Below are 17,147 nucleotides of genomic sequence, written 5' to 3'. Positions count from 1 at the left end.
CCGAGCCTGGACGCAAGCGTGAACACGGTGTCGAGGGGCAGAGGGCCTCTCGACACCAGCGATAGTCAGAGGACTACTTTTTCGGGTAACCCGCTCGTTTCATGTCCCGCTCAGTGGAGTTTTGCGCGGCGACCAGGGCGGCATCGACTGTCATCGTACCAACCAGGGCTGCGGAGAATTGCTGGCCGACCGACGTGCCGATGGCCTGGAACTCAGGGATGGTCACCAACTGGATACCGACATAAGGCACCGGTTTTAGCGTAGGGGTCTTGGGTGTCACTGCCTTCAACGATTCGAGGGTGATCTTGGCGAACGGTGCAGCCGTCATGTACGCCTCGTTGTAGGTCGAGGCGCGAGTGCCTGGTGGCACGTTGGCCACGCCATCTTTCTCGGCAACCAGTGCGGCGTACTCCTTGGAAGTAGCCCAGGTACTGAAGGTTTTGGCGTCAGTCTGGTTTTTTGCGCTGGTCGGAATGGCCAGCGCCCAGGAGTACAACCAGGCAGAGCCTTTGTCTGTGACCTCATGCGGCGCGTAAGTGAAGCCGACATGGTCGACGACCTTGCTTTGAGTTTTATCGGTCACAAAAGAGCCCGCAACGCTGGCATCCACCCAGATCGCACAGTTGCCGCTGTTGAACAGGGCCAGGTTTTCGTTGAAACCATTGCTCGATGCGCCAGGCGGCCCGGATTTTTTCATGGTTTCGACGTAGAAATTCAGTGCGTTTTTCCACTCGGGTTGATCGAACTGAGGTTTCCATTGCTCATCGAACCAGCGTGCGCCGTACGCATTGGCAACGGTGCTGATCAGCGCCATGTTCTCGCCCCAGCCGGCCTTGCCGCGCAAGCAGATACCGTATTGTTCTTTGTCTCGGTGGGTGAGTTTTTCGGCGAAGCCGGCGATCTCGCTCCAGGTTGGGCGTTCAGGCATCGTCAGGCCTGCGTCCTTGAACAGATCGGTGCGGTAGTAGGTCATCGAACTTTCGGCATAGAACGGCAGGGCATACAGCTTGCCGTCAACCGACAGGCCATCGCGTACCGATGGAAAAACGTCATCCAGCGCGTAGCTGGCAGGCAGGTCTTTCATCTCTTCCAGCCAGCCTTTCTGACCCCACAACGACGCTTCGTACATGCCGATGGTCAGCACATCGAACTGGCCCCCTTTTGTGGCGATGTCGGTGGTCAGGCGTTGGCGCAGAACGTTTTCTTCCAGCACCACCCAGTTGAGTTTGATATCAGGGTGCTGTTGTTCGAAGGTTTTAGACAGGCGTTGCATGCGAATCATGTCGCTGTTGTTGACCGTGGCAATGGTGACTGTACCGGCGACGGCCGTGCTGCCAAGTACCAGGCAGGTGCTGGCGAGTAGCGCTTTTACTGAAGCCTTCATCGATCTCTCCTCTCCTGCGCTCTGAGAGCTGCAGAAGGTCAGTTATTGTTTTTGTATCTTCCGGAGGCAAGGAAGACTGTGAACTGATTACAACGGTCTGAGGGAGAGATGACAAATCCTGCACTGCACTCAAACTGATACTTTTTTGCACTCATGGCGCAAACGGAAATGCATTGAAATATCGCTCCGGCATAGCGTCGGGCGGTTTCAGCGTAGTTGAAGGGGGCGAAGGTGGGGTGAATCAGTACAGGTTTTGTTCGGTCAGTCGCTGGACGGCCAAACGACGATAGTGCGAGGGCGTCATGCCTTTGAGCTGCTGAAAACGCCGATTAAAATTGGAAATATTATTGAAACCGGACTCGAAACACACATCGGTCACCGGTTTATTGCCATCCGCCAGCAGCTCGCAGGATTTACTGACGCGCAGGCGATTGACGAACTCGACGAAGCAACGGCCAGTCGCCTGCTTGAACACCCTGGAAAAATACGTCGGTTTCATGCCCAGATACTCGGCGACCTCTTCAAGAGGCAGCTCGCGCGCGTAATGAGCGAAGATGTAATCCACGGCGCGGTTGGTGCGGTCGATGCTGTGTTCATCGGCCAATTGCGGCGAGGTCGTGCCAGAGAGCAGTTGGACGTCATCACTCGCGGCCAGAAGCTCCAGCAATATGAAAAAATGCCCCAGCCGGCTGATACCCCTGCTGTCGGCGATTTTTTGCATCAGCTTCATCGCCTGACGGATCGTGCGTTTGCAGCGAAACTCGATTCCGTATTGTGCGCGCTCCAGCAGTGGGGTCAGGGTCTTGAGTTCGGAAAACACCTGGTTGCCGCTCTCGAACAACTCGTCGGTGAAATTCACCAGCATGTCGCGTTTGACCACCACTTCGTCTTCGCCGACCTGACTGATCCAGTTATGTGGCAGGTTCGGCCCGGTCAAAAACAGGCTTTCAGGGTAGAAGTTACCGATGTAATCGCCGATGAACACCTTGCCCGAACTGGCGACGATCAGATGCAGCTCGTATTCCTTGTGAAAATGCCAGCGCACCAAAGGACAGGGAAAACCATGCTCGCGATAAATGATCGACAGCCCGTTATGGTCGTCCATCAGTTCGTAGGAGGGGTCGGTTATTCTTGTTGTTTTGGTCATGGACTGGTCGTCGATGGTGATTCGCTCAGGTCCTAATGTGCACTATTTGGCTGAGCGGTAACATGGACTTAACAAAGGGTGGTATGAAAGGGTACGAAATGAGGATGACCGTGGTTTTGGATGTGGGCTCATGAAGAGCATTCTGCTGATCGGCATTGGTGCGGGTAATCCAGAACACATCACGGTTCAGGCCATTTACGCGCTGAACCGGACGAACGTGTTTTTCATCCTGGACAAAGGTTATGCCAACGACGATCTATTGCGTTTGAGGAAGGAGATTTGCCAGCGCTACATGACGCGCGACGACTACCGCGTGGTGCAGGTGCAGGATCCGCAGCGCGAAGACGATCCTCAGTCCTATCAGGCGGGCATCGAGTATTGGCATGAGCAGCGTGCGGTGTTGTTCGAGCAACTGATTGGCGATGAAGTGGCTGAGGGGGAGGTTGGCGCGTTTCTGATCTGGGGCGATCCGTCGCTGTATGACAGCACTCTGCGGATACTCGACCGGGTACTGGAGCGCGGCGCGCAGTCGTTTGAGTATCAGGTCATTCCGGGCATTACCAGCGTTCAGGCGTTGGTCGCCCAGCACCGGATACCGTTGAACCGTATTGGCGAGCCAATCCAGATCACCACCGGCCGGCGACTGGCGCAGAGCCCGGAGGGGGATATCGATAACGTCGTGGTGATGCTCGATGCCCATTGCACGTTTGACACCCTGACCGACACCGATTTGCACATCTACTGGGGTGCGTATCTGGGCACCCCGGATGAAATCCTGATCACAGGAAAACTCAAGGACGTCAGTGCTGAAATTCGCCGCGTCCGCGAAGCTGCCAGGCGCGAGAAAGGGTGGATCATGGATACATATTTGTTGCGTAGACCACGCTGAGGCCTTCGCCCGCAAGCTGGCGAAGAAAATACCCGGATATCAAACTGAAGTTCGATTCTTGGCTTCGATCCATTGCGCCATGTATTGGGTACTTTTGTGGTGGTGGTGACGTAGCATGGCACCGGTGAAGTTGTCGGTTCGATGCTGCTGCAGGGTTTGGCGGCAGGCCTCAATCCGCGCAATCAGGCTCGCGCAGTGCTGCTCGTACTGATAGCGCGCACTCACTATCGCCCAGCCATTGGTTTGCGCCTGTGCCCACAGGGTTTTGTCCCGATAGAGCTCGACGGCTGCAGCAGCGATGGCGCTGGCGCTACTGGCTATCGCGCCCGGCCATGGCAGGTCGCCGGCCATGGCTTCAGCGCCAATAGGCGTGGTGACATTCGGGGTGCCGCAGAGCATGGCGTCGACGATCTTGCCTTTGATGCCAGCACCAAACCGCAAGGGTGCCAGACAGACTCGCGCGCCGGACATCACCTCCAGTGCATCTTCCGCCCAGTTCATGACATGAAATCCCTGTGCTGCGTTGTGCAGGGCAGTGGCTTTGGGGGGGGTGTAGGCCCCGTAGATGTGCAGTTGCGCAGACGGTAGCTGTTGGCGAATCAGTGGCCAGATCGCATTTTTCATCCATAACACCGCATCCCAGTTCGGCGCGTGGCGAAAGTTACCGATGCTGAGGAAATGCGCGCGGTCTTCGAAAGGTCGCGCAGTGGTCGGTGTGCCATTGAGCATCAGTGGGCACCAATGCAGTAATGCCATGGGGAGCTTGAACTGATCGACGAGCAGATCGATTTCTACATCGGAGATCATCAGGCTGATGTCGGAGCGATAGATCGCGGCAATTTCGCGCTGAGCCAGGTCACTGGCCGCCATGTACGGGAAAATAGCTTGAGGTGAGGCACTGAAAAATTCATAAAAATCATCAAGATCAGAGTCTTTCTTCAGGTGATCCTTGAGCAGTTGATGCCGAGCGTCGCGCAGGCTTTGCAGGTCTGAGGTTTCGAGAATGCGCAGCGCGTCGGGGCAATGCTTCTCCACGCGCCAGGCAAATTGTTCTTCCATCATGAAACGGTCGAACAGCACGATGTCTGGCTTGAGTTCAGTGATGAACACATCGAAGCTGCTGTTATTGAGTTCGATGCTGACTTCGGCAATGCCGAGAGCGGCGAGATCAGCTTTGTGTTCGCCTTCGCTCGCAGGGCTGCTGAAGGTGATTTGCCAGCCTTGACTCAGGAAGCACTCGATCAACTGCATCATGTGACCACCCGCTGCCGACGAGCGCGGTTCTGGCCAGACATAACCAATGATGAGCACGTGGGTGGGAGTGCTTGAGTGGGGCAGGCTCATGGGAGGGGGTTCTGGGTGATCGAGGGGCGTAATTAAACCACAGGTTTTGGGAGGCATCACCGATACGCCGAAAGCGCGACAAAAAAAGCATCGACCCCTTGAGGGGGCGATGCTGTTTGTGATTACTCAGTCTTGAGTTTGCGCCAGTCGTCGGAGCCCGAAGTGCCGCTGACTTCATGGGTCCAGGAGATTTTGCGATAGGTGAAGTAGACGTCTTCAAGGTGAGTGAAGTGCGACTGTTTCGGGTCCTGGCAGTTTGGCATGTGCGAATGCACTTCAACGATCAGTGCATCGTCCAGTTCGATGGTGAAGTAGTGCTGTTGAGTGCCCTCCGCCGAGGTGCGGAACCACTCCAGGCGGCATTTGCTCAGGAGTTCGCCGGAGGTCAAAGCCGCGAAAATCAAAGGCGAGGACTTGTCGAACACCTTGGTGATCATCAGAGGTTTGTGTACGCGTTGGCCGGTCGGTTGGCCGGATTGAGGGTCGCGTGGAATGATGATTTGATGGTCGAAGGCTTGAACCAGGATTTGGTCTTCATGACCTTCCTGATAGATGTTGCCGACCGAGTCCTGGGTAAAAGTGCCTGCGGTGATCAGGCCCTGTTTGGTGCCTTCGATCTTTAAATACGCGGGTGTTGGCATGAAACGCTCCTTTCAGGATAAACAGAGGGTGTCCGTAAAAACTAATGCGTTGCGGACGCTGTTTCATCTATCAAAAGCCATGCCGTAAAATATAAATTGATATAAATCATATGGATAGCTTTATTAGTTAAAGCTATTTAGAGATTTATGGTGGGCATTTAACTCCGGTTGAGCAAGTTCTTGCTCATGCCGACGGAGCATCCTGCGCATTGGATAAGAGCCCTTGGAAACCGGATCAGACAAGTTTTCGGGGTAGTGGCGGGTTTGGGTTGTGCAGGAAATTGCGTATCAGGCCTTTTGGCCCAAAATCCCCTTCACCTTGCTTCGCAACTGATCGATGGAGAACGGTTTGCCGATGACGTCCATACCTTCCTGCACCTCGATACTTTCTGCATACCCACTGGCGAACAGCACGGGCAGGCTGGGGCGTAATTTCCGGGCCTCGGTCGCCAGATCGCGGCCATTCATATCGGGTAGTCCCTGATCAGTCATCAGCAGATCTATGACTTTCTGACCGTCGCCCAGGTGGGCGAGCGCGTCTTTACCGTCAGCGGCTTCGAGCACGCTGTAATCCAGCTCTTCAAGTACGTCGACGATCAACATGCGTACGATGTTGTCGTCTTCGACCACGAGGATGGTGCTGGTGGGTGCGGACATAAAATGTTCCCTGAAAAAAGACAATAATTCGCAGCTGATTGTTTCTGACAGCATGTTAATGAGTATGTAAATGATAGCGACAAGTTCCCTCTAGCAGGAAAAACTATCCATTTGGGTTCCTTTCTGCTCTTTTTTCACCCTGATGAGATTTTTTGTAGGCCGTTTCATGGTGCTGTGCCTGAATTTTCCGCTTCATGCGCTAGAAAAACAGTCTTTTGCAGATGTTTCCTGCAGACTCTGTCGTTTCGATGAATTCGCCCGGACCTTTTGATGAACCCTCCGTCTTCGATTGACGAGCAACGCTTCCGTAAAATGTTGGGCCGCAACATCAGTCTGCCGTTGGGTGTCGGTGTGCTGAGCGCTGTTTTTTTTATCTCTCTGATTACCTATTTATTGACGGTGATCCAGTGGGTCGAACACACCGACCGCGTGATCAACAACGCCAATCATTCGCTCCGGCTGTCCATCGATATGGAAACGGGCATGCGCGGCTTTCTGCTCACGGGTGATGAGCACTTTCTCGATCCCTATGAAGTCGCCAAACCTGGGGTGGTGGCTGAACTCAAAAGTCTGGACCAACTGGTTGCCGATAACCCTCAGCAACTGGATCGCTTGAGGCGTCTGTCTGCCCTGCAGGATGAATGGAACGATTTTGCCCAGGAAATGATCACGTTGCGCCGAAAAAATGGTGATTATCAATCGGCTATTGCCGCCGGTCGAGGCAAGCGTCTGACCGACGAAATTCGCAGCGAATATGATCAGATCGTGGCGATCGAGCAGCAACTGCGCATCACTCGCAACGAAGACGTCACGCACACCACGATTCTCACAGTGACCTTGTATTTGATTTTTGTGGTGCTGATCAGCGGCTTCCTGGCCTACATAGGCCGGCGCGATATGTTTGCGTTATCAAAAAGTTACCTTGAGAACCTGAAGCTGCAAGAGAATAACGCTCAGCGCTTGCAACACGTGGCGTGGCTGCGCAACGGGCAAAGCGAGCTGGCAGAACAAGTGTTGGGGCAGCTGACATTGAACGTGCTGGGCCGCAATGTGTTGCAGTTTTTTGCCCAATACCTGGGCTCTGTCGTGGCCGCGATGTATGTCCGTCAGGAACATGGTGGCTTCACGCGTGTGGCATCTTACGGGTTTTCCCGCGAGCAGGAACAGCACGAGCAGTCGATCTACGGCGGCGAGGGCGTTATCGGTCAGGCTGCGCTGCAAGACAAGATCATCACCCTGGACGATGTGCCGGGTGATTACTTCAAAGTCAGCTCGGGTCTGGGCGATGGTTCGCCGCGTAGTGTCCTGATCGTGCCAACCAGCAATGACGACCAGGTCAATGGCGTGATCGAGTTGGGTTTTTTGCGGGCCTTGACCGAACGCGATGTCGAGTTCCTCGAGGTGATTTCCGACAACATCGGCACCTCGATTGAAGCGGCACGTTACCGCCAGCGCTTGCAGGACGTACTCGCCGGAACCCAGCAGCTCAATGAAGAACTGCAGGTGCAGCAGGAAGAGCTTAAAGCCGCTAACGAAGAGCTTGAACAACAGTCACACATCCTCAAGGAGTCTCAGTTCCATCTGGAAACCCAGCAGGCAGCTCTTGAGCAAACCAATGAGCAGTTAGCCGAACAGGGCCAAGCCCTGGCCGATCAGCGTGATGCGTTGGACCGCAACAACGAAGAGTTGAATATTGCGCAGGTTGAACTTGAAGCAAGAGCTGAAGAGCTGCAACGCTCCAGCAAATACAAGTCTGAATTCCTTGCCAATATGTCTCATGAGTTGCGAACGCCGCTTAACAGCTCACTGATTCTGGCGAAACTGCTGGCGGAAAACCCGACAGAGAACCTGACGGCCGAGCAGGTCAAATTCGCCGAGTCTATCTATTCGGCAGGCAACGATCTGCTGAACTTGATCAACGACATTCTCGACATCTCCAAGGTCGAAGCCGGCAAGCTCGACATGCGCCCGGAAACTACCAGTGTGGCGCGGTTGGTCGAAGGCCTGCGGGGTATGTTTCAACCCATGGCCGCAGACAAGAAACTCGACTTTCAAGTCGAATTACAGGCGGGCGCGCCAACGCTGCTGTTTACTGATCGCCAGCGCCTGGAGCAAGTACTGAAAAACCTGTTGTCCAACGCGATCAAGTTCACTGAGCGCGGCAGTGTCAGTTTGACCGTATCGCGGCAGCCGGGCGAGGGCATTACCTTCACCGTGCGCGACACTGGCATCGGCATCGCCGAAGAGCATCAGGAAAGCATTTTCGAGGCATTCCGCCAAGCCGACGGCACCACCAATCGGCGTTACGGTGGCACCGGCCTTGGGCTGTCGATTTCCCGCGATCTGGCCAAATTGCTGGGTGGCTCGATCTCCGTCACCAGTGCGCCAGAGCAGGGCAGCATTTTCACCTTGGTGGTGCCTGAGCAATACGTTGAGCAGGTCCAACTCGAATATGGCGAACAGCCGGTCGCGGTCGCAGCACCTGTCATGGTGATGCCACCGGTCATCCCCGTTGTAGTGAAGGTTCCGACACTGCCAGCTATTCCAGACTTTGCCGATGATCGCGACAAGGCACCGTTCAGTACCCGCTGCATGCTGGTGATCGAGGATGAGGTCAGTTTCGCGCAGATTCTTTACGATCTGGCTCACGAATTGGGTTATCAATGCCTGGTGGCCCATGCCGCTGACGAAGGGTTCAACCTGGCTGCACAGTTCATACCTGACGCGATCCTGCTGGACATGCGTCTACCGGATCACTCGGGTCTGACCGTGCTACAGCGCTTGAAAGAACTGGCGCCGACCCGACATATTCCGGTCCACGTGATCTCTGTAGAGGATCGCCAGGAAGCCGCGATGCACATGGGGGCCATCGGTTATGCAGTCAAGCCGACCACCCGTGAAGAATTGAAGGATGTTTTCGCCAAGCTCGAGGCCAAGCTGACCCAGAAGGTCAAGCGCATCCTGCTGGTGGAAGACGACGCCCTGCAACGCGACAGTATCGCGCGATTGATTGGCGACGATGACATCGAGATAACCGCCGTCGGGTTCGCTCAGGATGCGTTGGATCTGCTGCGGGATAACGTCTACGACTGCATGATCATCGACCTGAAACTGCCTGACATGCTTGGCAACGACCTGCTCAAGCGCATGTCCACCGACGACATCTGCTCGTTTCCGCCCGTGATCGTCTACACCGGGCGCAATCTGACCCGGGATGAAGAAGCCGAGCTGCTCAAGTATTCCCGCTCGATCATCATCAAAGGTGCGCGTTCGCCCGAGCGTTTGCTGGATGAGGTGACGCTGTTCCTGCACAAAGTCGAATCGAAACTGTCCAGCGAACGCCAGAAAATGCTCAGGACCGCCCGCAGTCGAGACAAGGTGTTTGAGGGCCGTAAAATCCTGGTGGTCGATGATGACGTGCGTAACATCTTCGCGCTGACCAGTGCCCTGGAGCACAAAGGCGCGGTCGTTGAAATCGCTCGTAATGGTCGAGAGGCCATCAACAAGCTTAATGATGTCGACGACATCGACCTGGTGTTGATGGATGTGATGATGCCCGAGATGGACGGCTACGAAGCGACCGTGGAAATTCGCAAGGATCCACGCTGGCGCAAGCTGCCGATTATCGCGGTGACGGCCAAAGCCATGAGAGACGATCAGGAGCGCTGCCTGCAGGCGGGCTCCAATGATTACCTGGCCAAGCCCATTGACCTTGACCGTTTGTTTTCGTTGATTCGCGTATGGCTGCCAAAAATGGAACGGTTCTGATTCATTGAACGTATCAGGCATTGAAGCCACTAAGTTGACTCCTGGAACCGAGTATCTGGATTTGTGCCATGTCGCTTGAGCGAAACACCGAAATTGAATTGCGTCTGTTAATGGAGGCGATTTACCTCAAATACAGTTACGACTTTCGTGATTACTCTGGAGCCTCGGTCAAGCGTCGGGTCAATCATGCGTTGCGCCAGTTCGATTGCAAGACCATCTCGGCGTTGCAGGAGCGCGTGCTACATGACCCATTAGCGTTCATGCAGCTCTTGCAGTTCCTGACTATCCCGGTCAGCGAAATGTTTCGCGATCCTGGGCATTTCCTGGCGATTCGTCAGGAGGTAGTGCCGCTGCTCAAAACATACCCTTCGATCAAGATCTGGATCGCCGGTTGCAGTACAGGGGAGGAGGTCTACTCCATGGCGATCCTGTTGCGCGAGGAGGGTCTGCTTGATCGAACCATCATCTACGCGACTGACATTAACCCCAGTTCGCTGGAGAAGGCGAAGATGGGCATATTCTCCCTGGAGAATATTCGTGCGTACACCGAGAACTATCAACGGGCGGGCGGGCAGCGGGCGTTTTCCGACTATTACACGGCGGCGTATGACCACGCTATTTTCGATAAGACCCTGCGCGAGAACGTCACGTTCGCCGATCACAGCCTGGCAACTGATAGTGTGTTTTCAGAAACCCAGTTAATTTCATGCCGTAACGTACTGATTTATTTTAATAAGAAACTTCAAGATCGGGCATTTGGGCTGTTTCACGATTCGCTCTGCCATCGGGGCTTTCTGGTACTGGGCAGCAAGGAAACACTCGATTTTTCCGCCTATAGCAAAAATTTTGAAACATTCGTCAAACAGGAGCGGATCTACCGTAAGTCATGAATACGACTGAACAATACCGCCACTTGCCCATTCGCGCGCTGCCTGTTGTCGATGCCATTGTCATCGGGGCGTCGGCTGGCGGCGTGGATGCCTTGATGAAGATTTTCTCTGCGTTGACGCCAGGCTTTGCTTTGCCAATTATCACGGTCTTGCATTTACTTGATGAGCGCCGCAGTCATTTGGCTGAAATTTTTCAGCGGCGCCTGCCTATCACGGTCAAAGAAGTCGATGACAAAGAGATAATTGTTCCTGGCACGTTGTATTTCGCCGCTCCCGGCTATCACGTGTCTGTGGAAGAAGATTTCAGCCTGTCACTGAGCCGGGAAGAGCGCATCTACCATTCACGTCCCAGCATCGACATCCTTTTTGAGTCGGCCGCTGATGCCTATGGACCTCGGCTGGCCGGGGTGTTGCTGACCGGGGCCAATCAGGACGGTGCTCGAGGATTGGCTATGATCAAGCATCACGGCGGATTCACTGTGGTTCAAGATCCCCGGCTGGCTCATGCACCCACCATGCCCGAAGCAGCGTTGGCGTTACATATGCCGAATCATATCCTGCCGTTGCACGACATTGGCCAATTGCTAATCGAGCTGGAAAGAACCGCATGCTAAGTGAAATCCAAGCCAACCTACTGATCGTCGATGATCTACCGGAAAACCTGCTAGCGCTTGAGGCATTGATCAAGCGTGAAGGCCGCACGGTCTTTAAAGCCCTGTCTGCTGATGAGGCACTTTCGCTGTTGCTGCAGCATGAGTTCGCTCTGGCCATTCTCGATGTGCAAATGCCAGGAATGAACGGCTTCGAACTGGCTGAGCTGATGCGCAGTACCGAGAGAACCAAAAATATTCCTATCGTGTTTGTCAGTGCCGCCGGTCGTGAGTTGAATTACGCATTCAAGGGCTACGAAAGTGGCGCGGTGGACTTTCTGCACAAACCGCTGGATATCCATGCGGTGAAGAGCAAGGTCAATGTATTTGTCGACCTTTATCGTCAACGCAAGGCGATGAAGCAGCAGGTCGAAGCCCTTGAACAGAGCCGCCACGAGCAGGAAGCTTTGCTTAAGCAGCTTCAGTCCACCCAGAACGAGCTTGAGCATGCAGTGCGCATGCGCGATGACTTCATGTCGGTTGTTTCTCACGAAGTGCGCACCCCGCTTAACGGGCTTATTCTGGAAACCCAGCTGCGCAAACTGCACTTGACCAAGGGCAACGTTGCTGCGTTTACCCTGGACAAACTGAGCACCATGGTCGATCGCGATGAGCGGCAAATCAAGAGTTTGATTCGTTTGATCGAGGATATGCTGGATGTCTCACGCATTCGTACCGGTAAGCTGTCGATTCGTCCCAGTCGTTTCGATCTGGTGCAACTGGTCAGCAACCTTCTGGAGAGCTTCTCCGCGCAGATATCGAACGCTGAGTCGACGTTGTCTTTTACGGGCGAAGGGCCGGTCATAGGGACCTGGGATGAGTTTCGTATCGAGCAGGTGGTTGTGAACCTGCTGACCAACGCACTGCGCTATGGCTCTCATAACCCGATCGACGTGCGGGTGTATTGCGAAGGCGGGCAGGCGCGGGTGGATGTGCTTGATCACGGTATTGGTGTCAGCGAAGAAAACCAAAAACGAATTTTTCAGCAGTTTGAGCGGGTATCGGCCAATCATGTCATCGCCGGATTGGGCCTGGGTTTGTTTATTTCCGAGCAGATCGTCGCCGCCCATGGTGGGTCGATCAGCGTAGATAGCGAGGAGGGTAAGGGATCGTTGTTCAGGGTGAGCCTGCCGCTTTAAAAGCTGTTGGCAATTATCCGACGTACAGCGCAACCTACGCCGCGCGCCATGGTCGTAGTGGCAGCTATTTAGAGATATAAGGCACCCCATGAGCTCTGATGCAGAAGATGTCGTACTCATCGTCGAAGACGAACCGCTGATCCTGATGTTGCTCGCCGATTATCTATCGGGTGAGGGCTACCGGGTATTGAAAGCCGAAAATGGCGAACAGGCGTTTGAGATACTGGCGACCAAACCTCACCTGGATTTGATGATCACTGATTACCGCCTGCCGGGTGGTGTATCGGGGGTGATGATTGCTGACCCCGCGGTGAAGCTGCGACCTGAATTAAAGGTGATTTTCATCAGCGGCTACCCCGCCGAAATCCTGGAGTCCGGCAGCCCCATCGCTCTCAAGGCGCCAATCCTGGCCAAGCCGTTCACGATGGACAACCTGCATACGCAGATTAAAAAACTGCTGGCGTGATTGAGTGGTTGTGATGCTGGTATACCCAATTTCATTACGCCTCAACGGCCTCTTTGCGCGCTCGGACACCCATCCCGAAATACTCTAGTGTCTTCATCCTGCAGCATCGGATTGCTTTCTCCTGAACGATATGGCGCTCCGCGCAGTACGCCTTGATCCTGGTGATTCGAACGGTCTGACTTCGCGCCGCCGAATGGGTTTTTGTCCTGCAAATGGCATAACCGCAGCCTTACGGCTGGTAACGCGTGCTTGTTATAGTCTGAGCACCATTACAACCAAAAAATGTGAGTATTTTCGAAGATGACAACCGTGTCCGATTACCAGGCTTTCCACGTCGAACTGACCGATAACATCGCTCACGTGCAGATTAATCGGCCGGAAAAGGTCAATTCAATGAACGCCGCGTTCTGGAGCGAAATCATTGATATTTTCCAGTGGATCGATGAAACGGATGAAGTGCGCGTCGTGGTCCTGAGTGGCGCTGGCAAACACTTCTCCTCGGGTATCGACTTGATGATGTTGGCATCGGTTGCCACTGAACTGGGCAAAGATGCGGGGCGAAATGCACGCTTGCTACGGCGCAAAATTCTGCAGCTTCAGGCCTCGTTCAATGCCGTGGACAGCTGTCGCAAACCGGTATTGGCGGCAGTTCAGGGATACTGCCTGGGCGGTGCCATCGATTTGATTGCAGCGTGTGATATGCGTTACGCCGCTGAAGATGCACAATTCTCGATCAAGGAAATCGACATGGGCATGGCGGCGGATGTGGGTACTTTGCAGCGCCTGCCGCGTATCATCGGCGACGGTATGCTGCGCGAACTGGCCTACACCGGGCGTACCATGGGTGCAGAAGAAGCGCGCAGCATCGGCCTGGTCAATCGCACGTTCGTCGACACGCAGAGCCTGCTTGACGGCGTGATGGCCATTGCTGGTGAAATTGCCAGTAAGTCGCCGATCGCTATTGCCGGGACCAAGGAAATGATCAGCTACATGCGTGACCATCGGATTGATGACGGCCTTGAATACGTCGCCACGTGGAACGCGGCAATGCTGCAATCAGCGGACCTTCGGTTGGCCATGGCCGCGCATATGAGCAAACAAAAAGCTGTCTTCGATAACTAAAGCATTCAATCATGAAGGCCGACTGGAACACTGAGCTGCAAGCGATCACCCAGACGTGCGCAAGCAGAGGAGATTATTCATGACACGCCCAAGGCGCTGGACAACGGCCGTACTGGATATCCAGGTCAGCGGCGGTTGGGCTGTGGTTCACAGTACCCAGGGATTTCTGCTCGACGGCAACGGCGTGATGTTCCCAAGGGAATGGCTCAAGCGTCAGGACTTGCCGTTGCTCAGCGAACACGGCATCGGCCATTTCGATGGTGAGCCGGTCTACCTGCTGGTGCTCAAACATCCGGTGGACGTCGAGGGTTGTACCTGGCAAGGCCTGCGTCAGTTCATGCTGGAAGGAGACTTCGACGTTTACAGAAAACTCGGCTATGCCGCACAGATAGGCACATGGGCGCGGGAGCATCGGTTCTGTGGCAGCTGTGGCCAAGCGATGCAGCAAGTGCCGGGTGAGCGTGCCATGTACTGCGAACACTGTGATTTGCGCCATTACCCGCGTATTTCGCCGAGCATGATCGTGCTGATCACTCGTGGCGATGAAATCCTGTTGGCACGCTCGCCGCGTTTTGTGCCGGGCGTCTATAGCACCCTGGCGGGGTTCGCTGAGCCTGGGGAGTCTGCGGAGGATTGCGTACGCCGCGAAGTGATGGAAGAGGTGCAGTTGGAGGTCAAGAACATCCAGTACATGGGCAGTCAGTGTTGGCCGTTCCCGCATTCGATGATGCTGGGCTTCCATGCCGAGTACGCAGGAGGCGAAATCGTTCCCCAACTGGATGAGATCGAAGATGCGCGCTGGTTCGACATCAATGATCTGCCGCCGTTACCGGCCCACCGCTCCATCGCGCGCTACTTGATCGATCTGTATCTGGCCAGGCGTTCAGGCGCCGCTGAACCAGTGTTGCCAGGCTAGGCGCACAGTCAGTCCCAGCACCACGATAATGAACACCGGGCGGATAAATTTTGCGCCGCCCTGAATCGCGGTACGAGCGCCAAAGAAGGCCCCGATCATCAGCGACGAACCCATGCTCAGGCCGATCAGCCAGTCTACCTGGCCAGAGAAGATGAACACTGACAGCGCCGCAGCATTGCTGACGAAGTTCATGCTGCGCGCCACACCGCTGGCCTTCACCAGATCCAGAGGGTAGAGCAGCAGACTGCTGACGGTCCAGAATGCACCCGTGCCCGGCCCGGCGACACCGTCATAAAATCCTAATCCCAGGCCTTGCGGCAGTTGCCACTTCTTCTTGATGGGCGCGTCGCTGTCCAGCGGTGCCTTGGGTGTGCCACCGAACAATAGGTAAAGGCCGCAACCGAACACAATCACCGGGAGCATCTGGTTGATCCACTCAGCGGGCAGGTAATGCGCAACCACCGCACCAATCGATGCCCCGACTGCCGTGCCAATCAACGCGTGAATCCATTGCTTGGGGTCGAACAGCTTGCGTCGGAAAAAGGTGTAGCTGGCCATCGCCGAACCGAAGGTCGAACTGAGTTTGTTGGTGCCAAGGACCAGATGCGGTGGGAGACCGGCAGTCATCAGGGCAGGGGTGGTCAACAAGCCACCACCACCGGCGATCGCATCAATGAACCCTGCGACAAAAGCAACGACTGCAAGAATGGCGAGGGTGGTCAGGTCAACACTGAGTTCAAAAGGCATGCGAGGGATCGACTTATACGGCTTGGGCAGAATGGCTGCTCCAGAAGGCGACCATTTTACGCATAACGGGTGATAAATCGATGTATCGGTTCGACCGCGCCAAGCCATTCGCGAATAAATTCGTTCACACACAACGTGCAGGAAAAGCGCTTACAGCTCATCAATCCTGACCCAACGCTGCTCTGCCGCCGCCAGGCGAATAGCTGCGGCTAAACGTTCTACTTGCCAAGCCTCTTCGAAATCAGGCCCTTCATTGCCATGACCGCAGACCGCCTGAATCAATACATGCACTTCCAGCGTCTTGAGTTCGTTGTACCCCAACTGATGCCCAGGTGCGGGACAGAAGACTGCATAACCGGGCAGTGTTGGTCCTGCGAGTATCCGCTGAAACCCGTCTTGCCCTGGGCGGTAAACCTGCAGCTCATTGAGTCGCTCCTGATCAAACGCAAGGGTGCCCCGTGTGCCGCTGATCTCGAAACTCAGGTGGTTTTTGTAGCCGTGCTTGAGCCAGCTGCTGCTGAACGTGCCGCGAGCGCCGTTGGCGAAGCGCAACAAGGCATGGGTCTGATCGTCGACGGCGATGGTGCGCTGTTCGCTGCTGCCCACGGCAACCGGACGTTGGGCGTGCACAGTATGAGAGTCGGCACATACCGCGTCGATGTCGCCGAGCAGGTGACGGGCCAGCGCCAGCAAATGGCTGCCCAGGTCTGCCAGCGCGCCCCCTGCGTGGGCAGCTTCACAGCGCCATGACCAAGGCGTTGCTGGATCCCCCATGAAATCTTCGCTGAACTCTCCCTGAAAGCCGATGATTTCGCCCAGCTCGCCGTCTGCGATCATCTGTCGCGCCAGACCGATGATGGGGTTGTGCTGGTAGTTGTAACCCACCCGCGTGACCACACCCGCAGCTTGGGCGGCTCGACGCATTTCACTCGCTTGACCGAGGCTGATCGCCAGGGGTTTTTCGCAATACACCGCTTTGCCGGCTGCCAGTGCCGCCATGGCCATGGGGTAGTGCAAGTGATTCGGTGTGGTGATCGCCACCAGGTGCACGCCGGGATCGTTGATCAATGATTGCCAGTCACCGTGAGCATGAGCGAAGCCCCAGTCGTTGGCGCATCGCTCGGCACGTGCGGCATCAGCATCGGCCAGTGCAGCGAGATGCACCTGCACGGGCAGTTGAAACGCGGCGCTCACATTGCGAAAGGCCAAGGCATGGGCACGCCCCATGAAGCCAGTGCCGATCAGGCCAATGCCCAGTGTGGGCAGAGCAGATGAGGGTACATAAGATTCGCGCATGACAAAGTCCGGTTAGAGTTGTTGTGCGGAAAATATATTCTTAAATAATTTTTTATGGAATATATATTCTTTTAGTGAGTCGTAAAAAAAC

General features: G+C 55.1%; 15 protein-coding genes. 8 read left to right on the top strand and 7 right to left on the bottom strand.

Annotation, left to right across the window (positions count from 1 at the left end; all coding sequences use genetic code 11):
- Positions 1 to 73 precede the first annotated feature (73 nt).
- Together ACVBEG_RS11715 and ACVBEG_RS11710 are read right to left on the bottom strand one after the other, a co-directional pair.
- Positions 74 to 1,384, bottom strand: coding sequence for an ABC transporter substrate-binding protein (locus ACVBEG_RS11715; protein WP_322179133.1), 1,311 nt, complete (start codon positions 1,382 to 1,384; stop codon positions 74 to 76).
- A gap of 241 nt (positions 1,385 to 1,625) precedes the next feature.
- Positions 1,626 to 2,531, bottom strand: coding sequence for an AraC family transcriptional regulator (locus tag ACVBEG_RS11710; protein WP_322179134.1), 906 nt, complete (start codon positions 2,529 to 2,531; stop codon positions 1,626 to 1,628).
- Between the two features lie 130 nt (positions 2,532 to 2,661).
- Between ACVBEG_RS11710 and cobF the strand changes: the two genes are divergently transcribed.
- Complete coding sequence (gene cobF, locus ACVBEG_RS11705) at positions 2,662 to 3,420, top strand: precorrin-6A synthase (deacetylating) (RefSeq protein WP_447107720.1); 759 nt, start codon at positions 2,662 to 2,664, stop codon at positions 3,418 to 3,420.
- 39 nt (positions 3,421 to 3,459) lie between these two features.
- Here cobF and ACVBEG_RS11700 read toward each other — a convergent pair whose 3' ends face one another.
- From ACVBEG_RS11700 to ACVBEG_RS11690, 3 genes are all read right to left on the bottom strand, one after another.
- On the bottom strand, positions 3,460 to 4,764 hold the full coding sequence (locus tag ACVBEG_RS11700) for a glycosyltransferase (protein ID WP_447107719.1): 1,305 nt from the start codon (positions 4,762 to 4,764) through the stop codon (positions 3,460 to 3,462).
- A gap of 122 nt (positions 4,765 to 4,886) precedes the next feature.
- A complete protein-coding gene (locus ACVBEG_RS11695; RefSeq protein WP_322179137.1) occupies positions 4,887 to 5,405 on the bottom strand; it encodes an Hcp family type VI secretion system effector in 519 nt (172 codons plus the stop codon).
- Between the two features lie 288 nt (positions 5,406 to 5,693).
- Entirely contained in the window at positions 5,694 to 6,062 is a 369-nt protein-coding gene (locus ACVBEG_RS11690; RefSeq protein ID WP_322179138.1) for a response regulator, read from the bottom strand.
- Positions 6,063 to 6,332: 270 nt separating this feature from the next.
- On the opposite strand from ACVBEG_RS11690, the gene ACVBEG_RS11685 reads away from it, so the two are divergent.
- From ACVBEG_RS11685 to nudC, 7 genes are all read left to right on the top strand, one after another.
- Entirely contained in the window at positions 6,333 to 9,830 is a 3,498-nt protein-coding gene (locus tag ACVBEG_RS11685) for a response regulator (RefSeq protein WP_447107718.1), read from the top strand.
- 68 nt (positions 9,831 to 9,898) lie between these two features.
- On the top strand, positions 9,899 to 10,720 hold the full coding sequence (locus ACVBEG_RS11680) for a CheR family methyltransferase (RefSeq protein WP_322179140.1): 822 nt from the start codon (positions 9,899 to 9,901) through the stop codon (positions 10,718 to 10,720).
- Positions 10,717 to 11,334, top strand: a complete 618-nt coding sequence (locus ACVBEG_RS11675; protein WP_447107717.1) for a chemotaxis protein CheB — start codon at positions 10,717 to 10,719, stop codon at positions 11,332 to 11,334. Before ACVBEG_RS11680 ends, ACVBEG_RS11675 begins: the two co-directional genes overlap by 4 nt.
- Positions 11,328 to 12,509, top strand: coding sequence for a hybrid sensor histidine kinase/response regulator (locus ACVBEG_RS11670; protein ID WP_447107716.1), 1,182 nt, complete (start codon positions 11,328 to 11,330; stop codon positions 12,507 to 12,509). Before ACVBEG_RS11675 ends, ACVBEG_RS11670 begins: the two co-directional genes overlap by 7 nt.
- Positions 12,510 to 12,597: 88 nt before the next feature.
- Positions 12,598 to 12,975 (top strand): response regulator, encoded by a 378-nt coding sequence (locus tag ACVBEG_RS11665; RefSeq protein WP_322179142.1) that lies wholly within the window; start codon positions 12,598 to 12,600, stop codon positions 12,973 to 12,975.
- Positions 12,976 to 13,284: 309 nt separating this feature from the next.
- Positions 13,285 to 14,097: a crotonase/enoyl-CoA hydratase family protein gene (locus tag ACVBEG_RS11660; protein WP_322179143.1), complete on the top strand. Its 813-nt coding sequence runs from the start codon at positions 13,285 to 13,287 to the stop codon at positions 14,095 to 14,097.
- A 79-nt stretch (positions 14,098 to 14,176) separates the two neighbouring features.
- On the top strand, positions 14,177 to 15,013 hold the full coding sequence (gene nudC, locus ACVBEG_RS11655; protein ID WP_322179144.1) for an NAD(+) diphosphatase: 837 nt from the start codon (positions 14,177 to 14,179) through the stop codon (positions 15,011 to 15,013).
- Here nudC and ACVBEG_RS11650 read toward each other — a convergent pair.
- Both ACVBEG_RS11650 and ACVBEG_RS11645 read right to left on the bottom strand, forming a co-directional pair.
- Complete coding sequence (locus ACVBEG_RS11650) at positions 14,981 to 15,760, bottom strand: TSUP family transporter (protein ID WP_322179145.1); 780 nt, start codon at positions 15,758 to 15,760, stop codon at positions 14,981 to 14,983. The genes nudC and ACVBEG_RS11650 overlap by 33 nt on opposite strands.
- A 150-nt stretch (positions 15,761 to 15,910) precedes the next feature.
- A complete protein-coding gene (locus ACVBEG_RS11645) occupies positions 15,911 to 17,056 on the bottom strand; it encodes a Gfo/Idh/MocA family protein (protein WP_323565786.1) in 1,146 nt (381 codons plus the stop codon).
- Positions 17,057 to 17,147 lie beyond the last annotated feature (91 nt).

The organism is Pseudomonas sp. GG8, from assembly GCF_052976945.1.
Note: the sequence above shows the minus strand (reverse complement) of the source record. Positions and strands in the feature narration are given on the sequence as shown.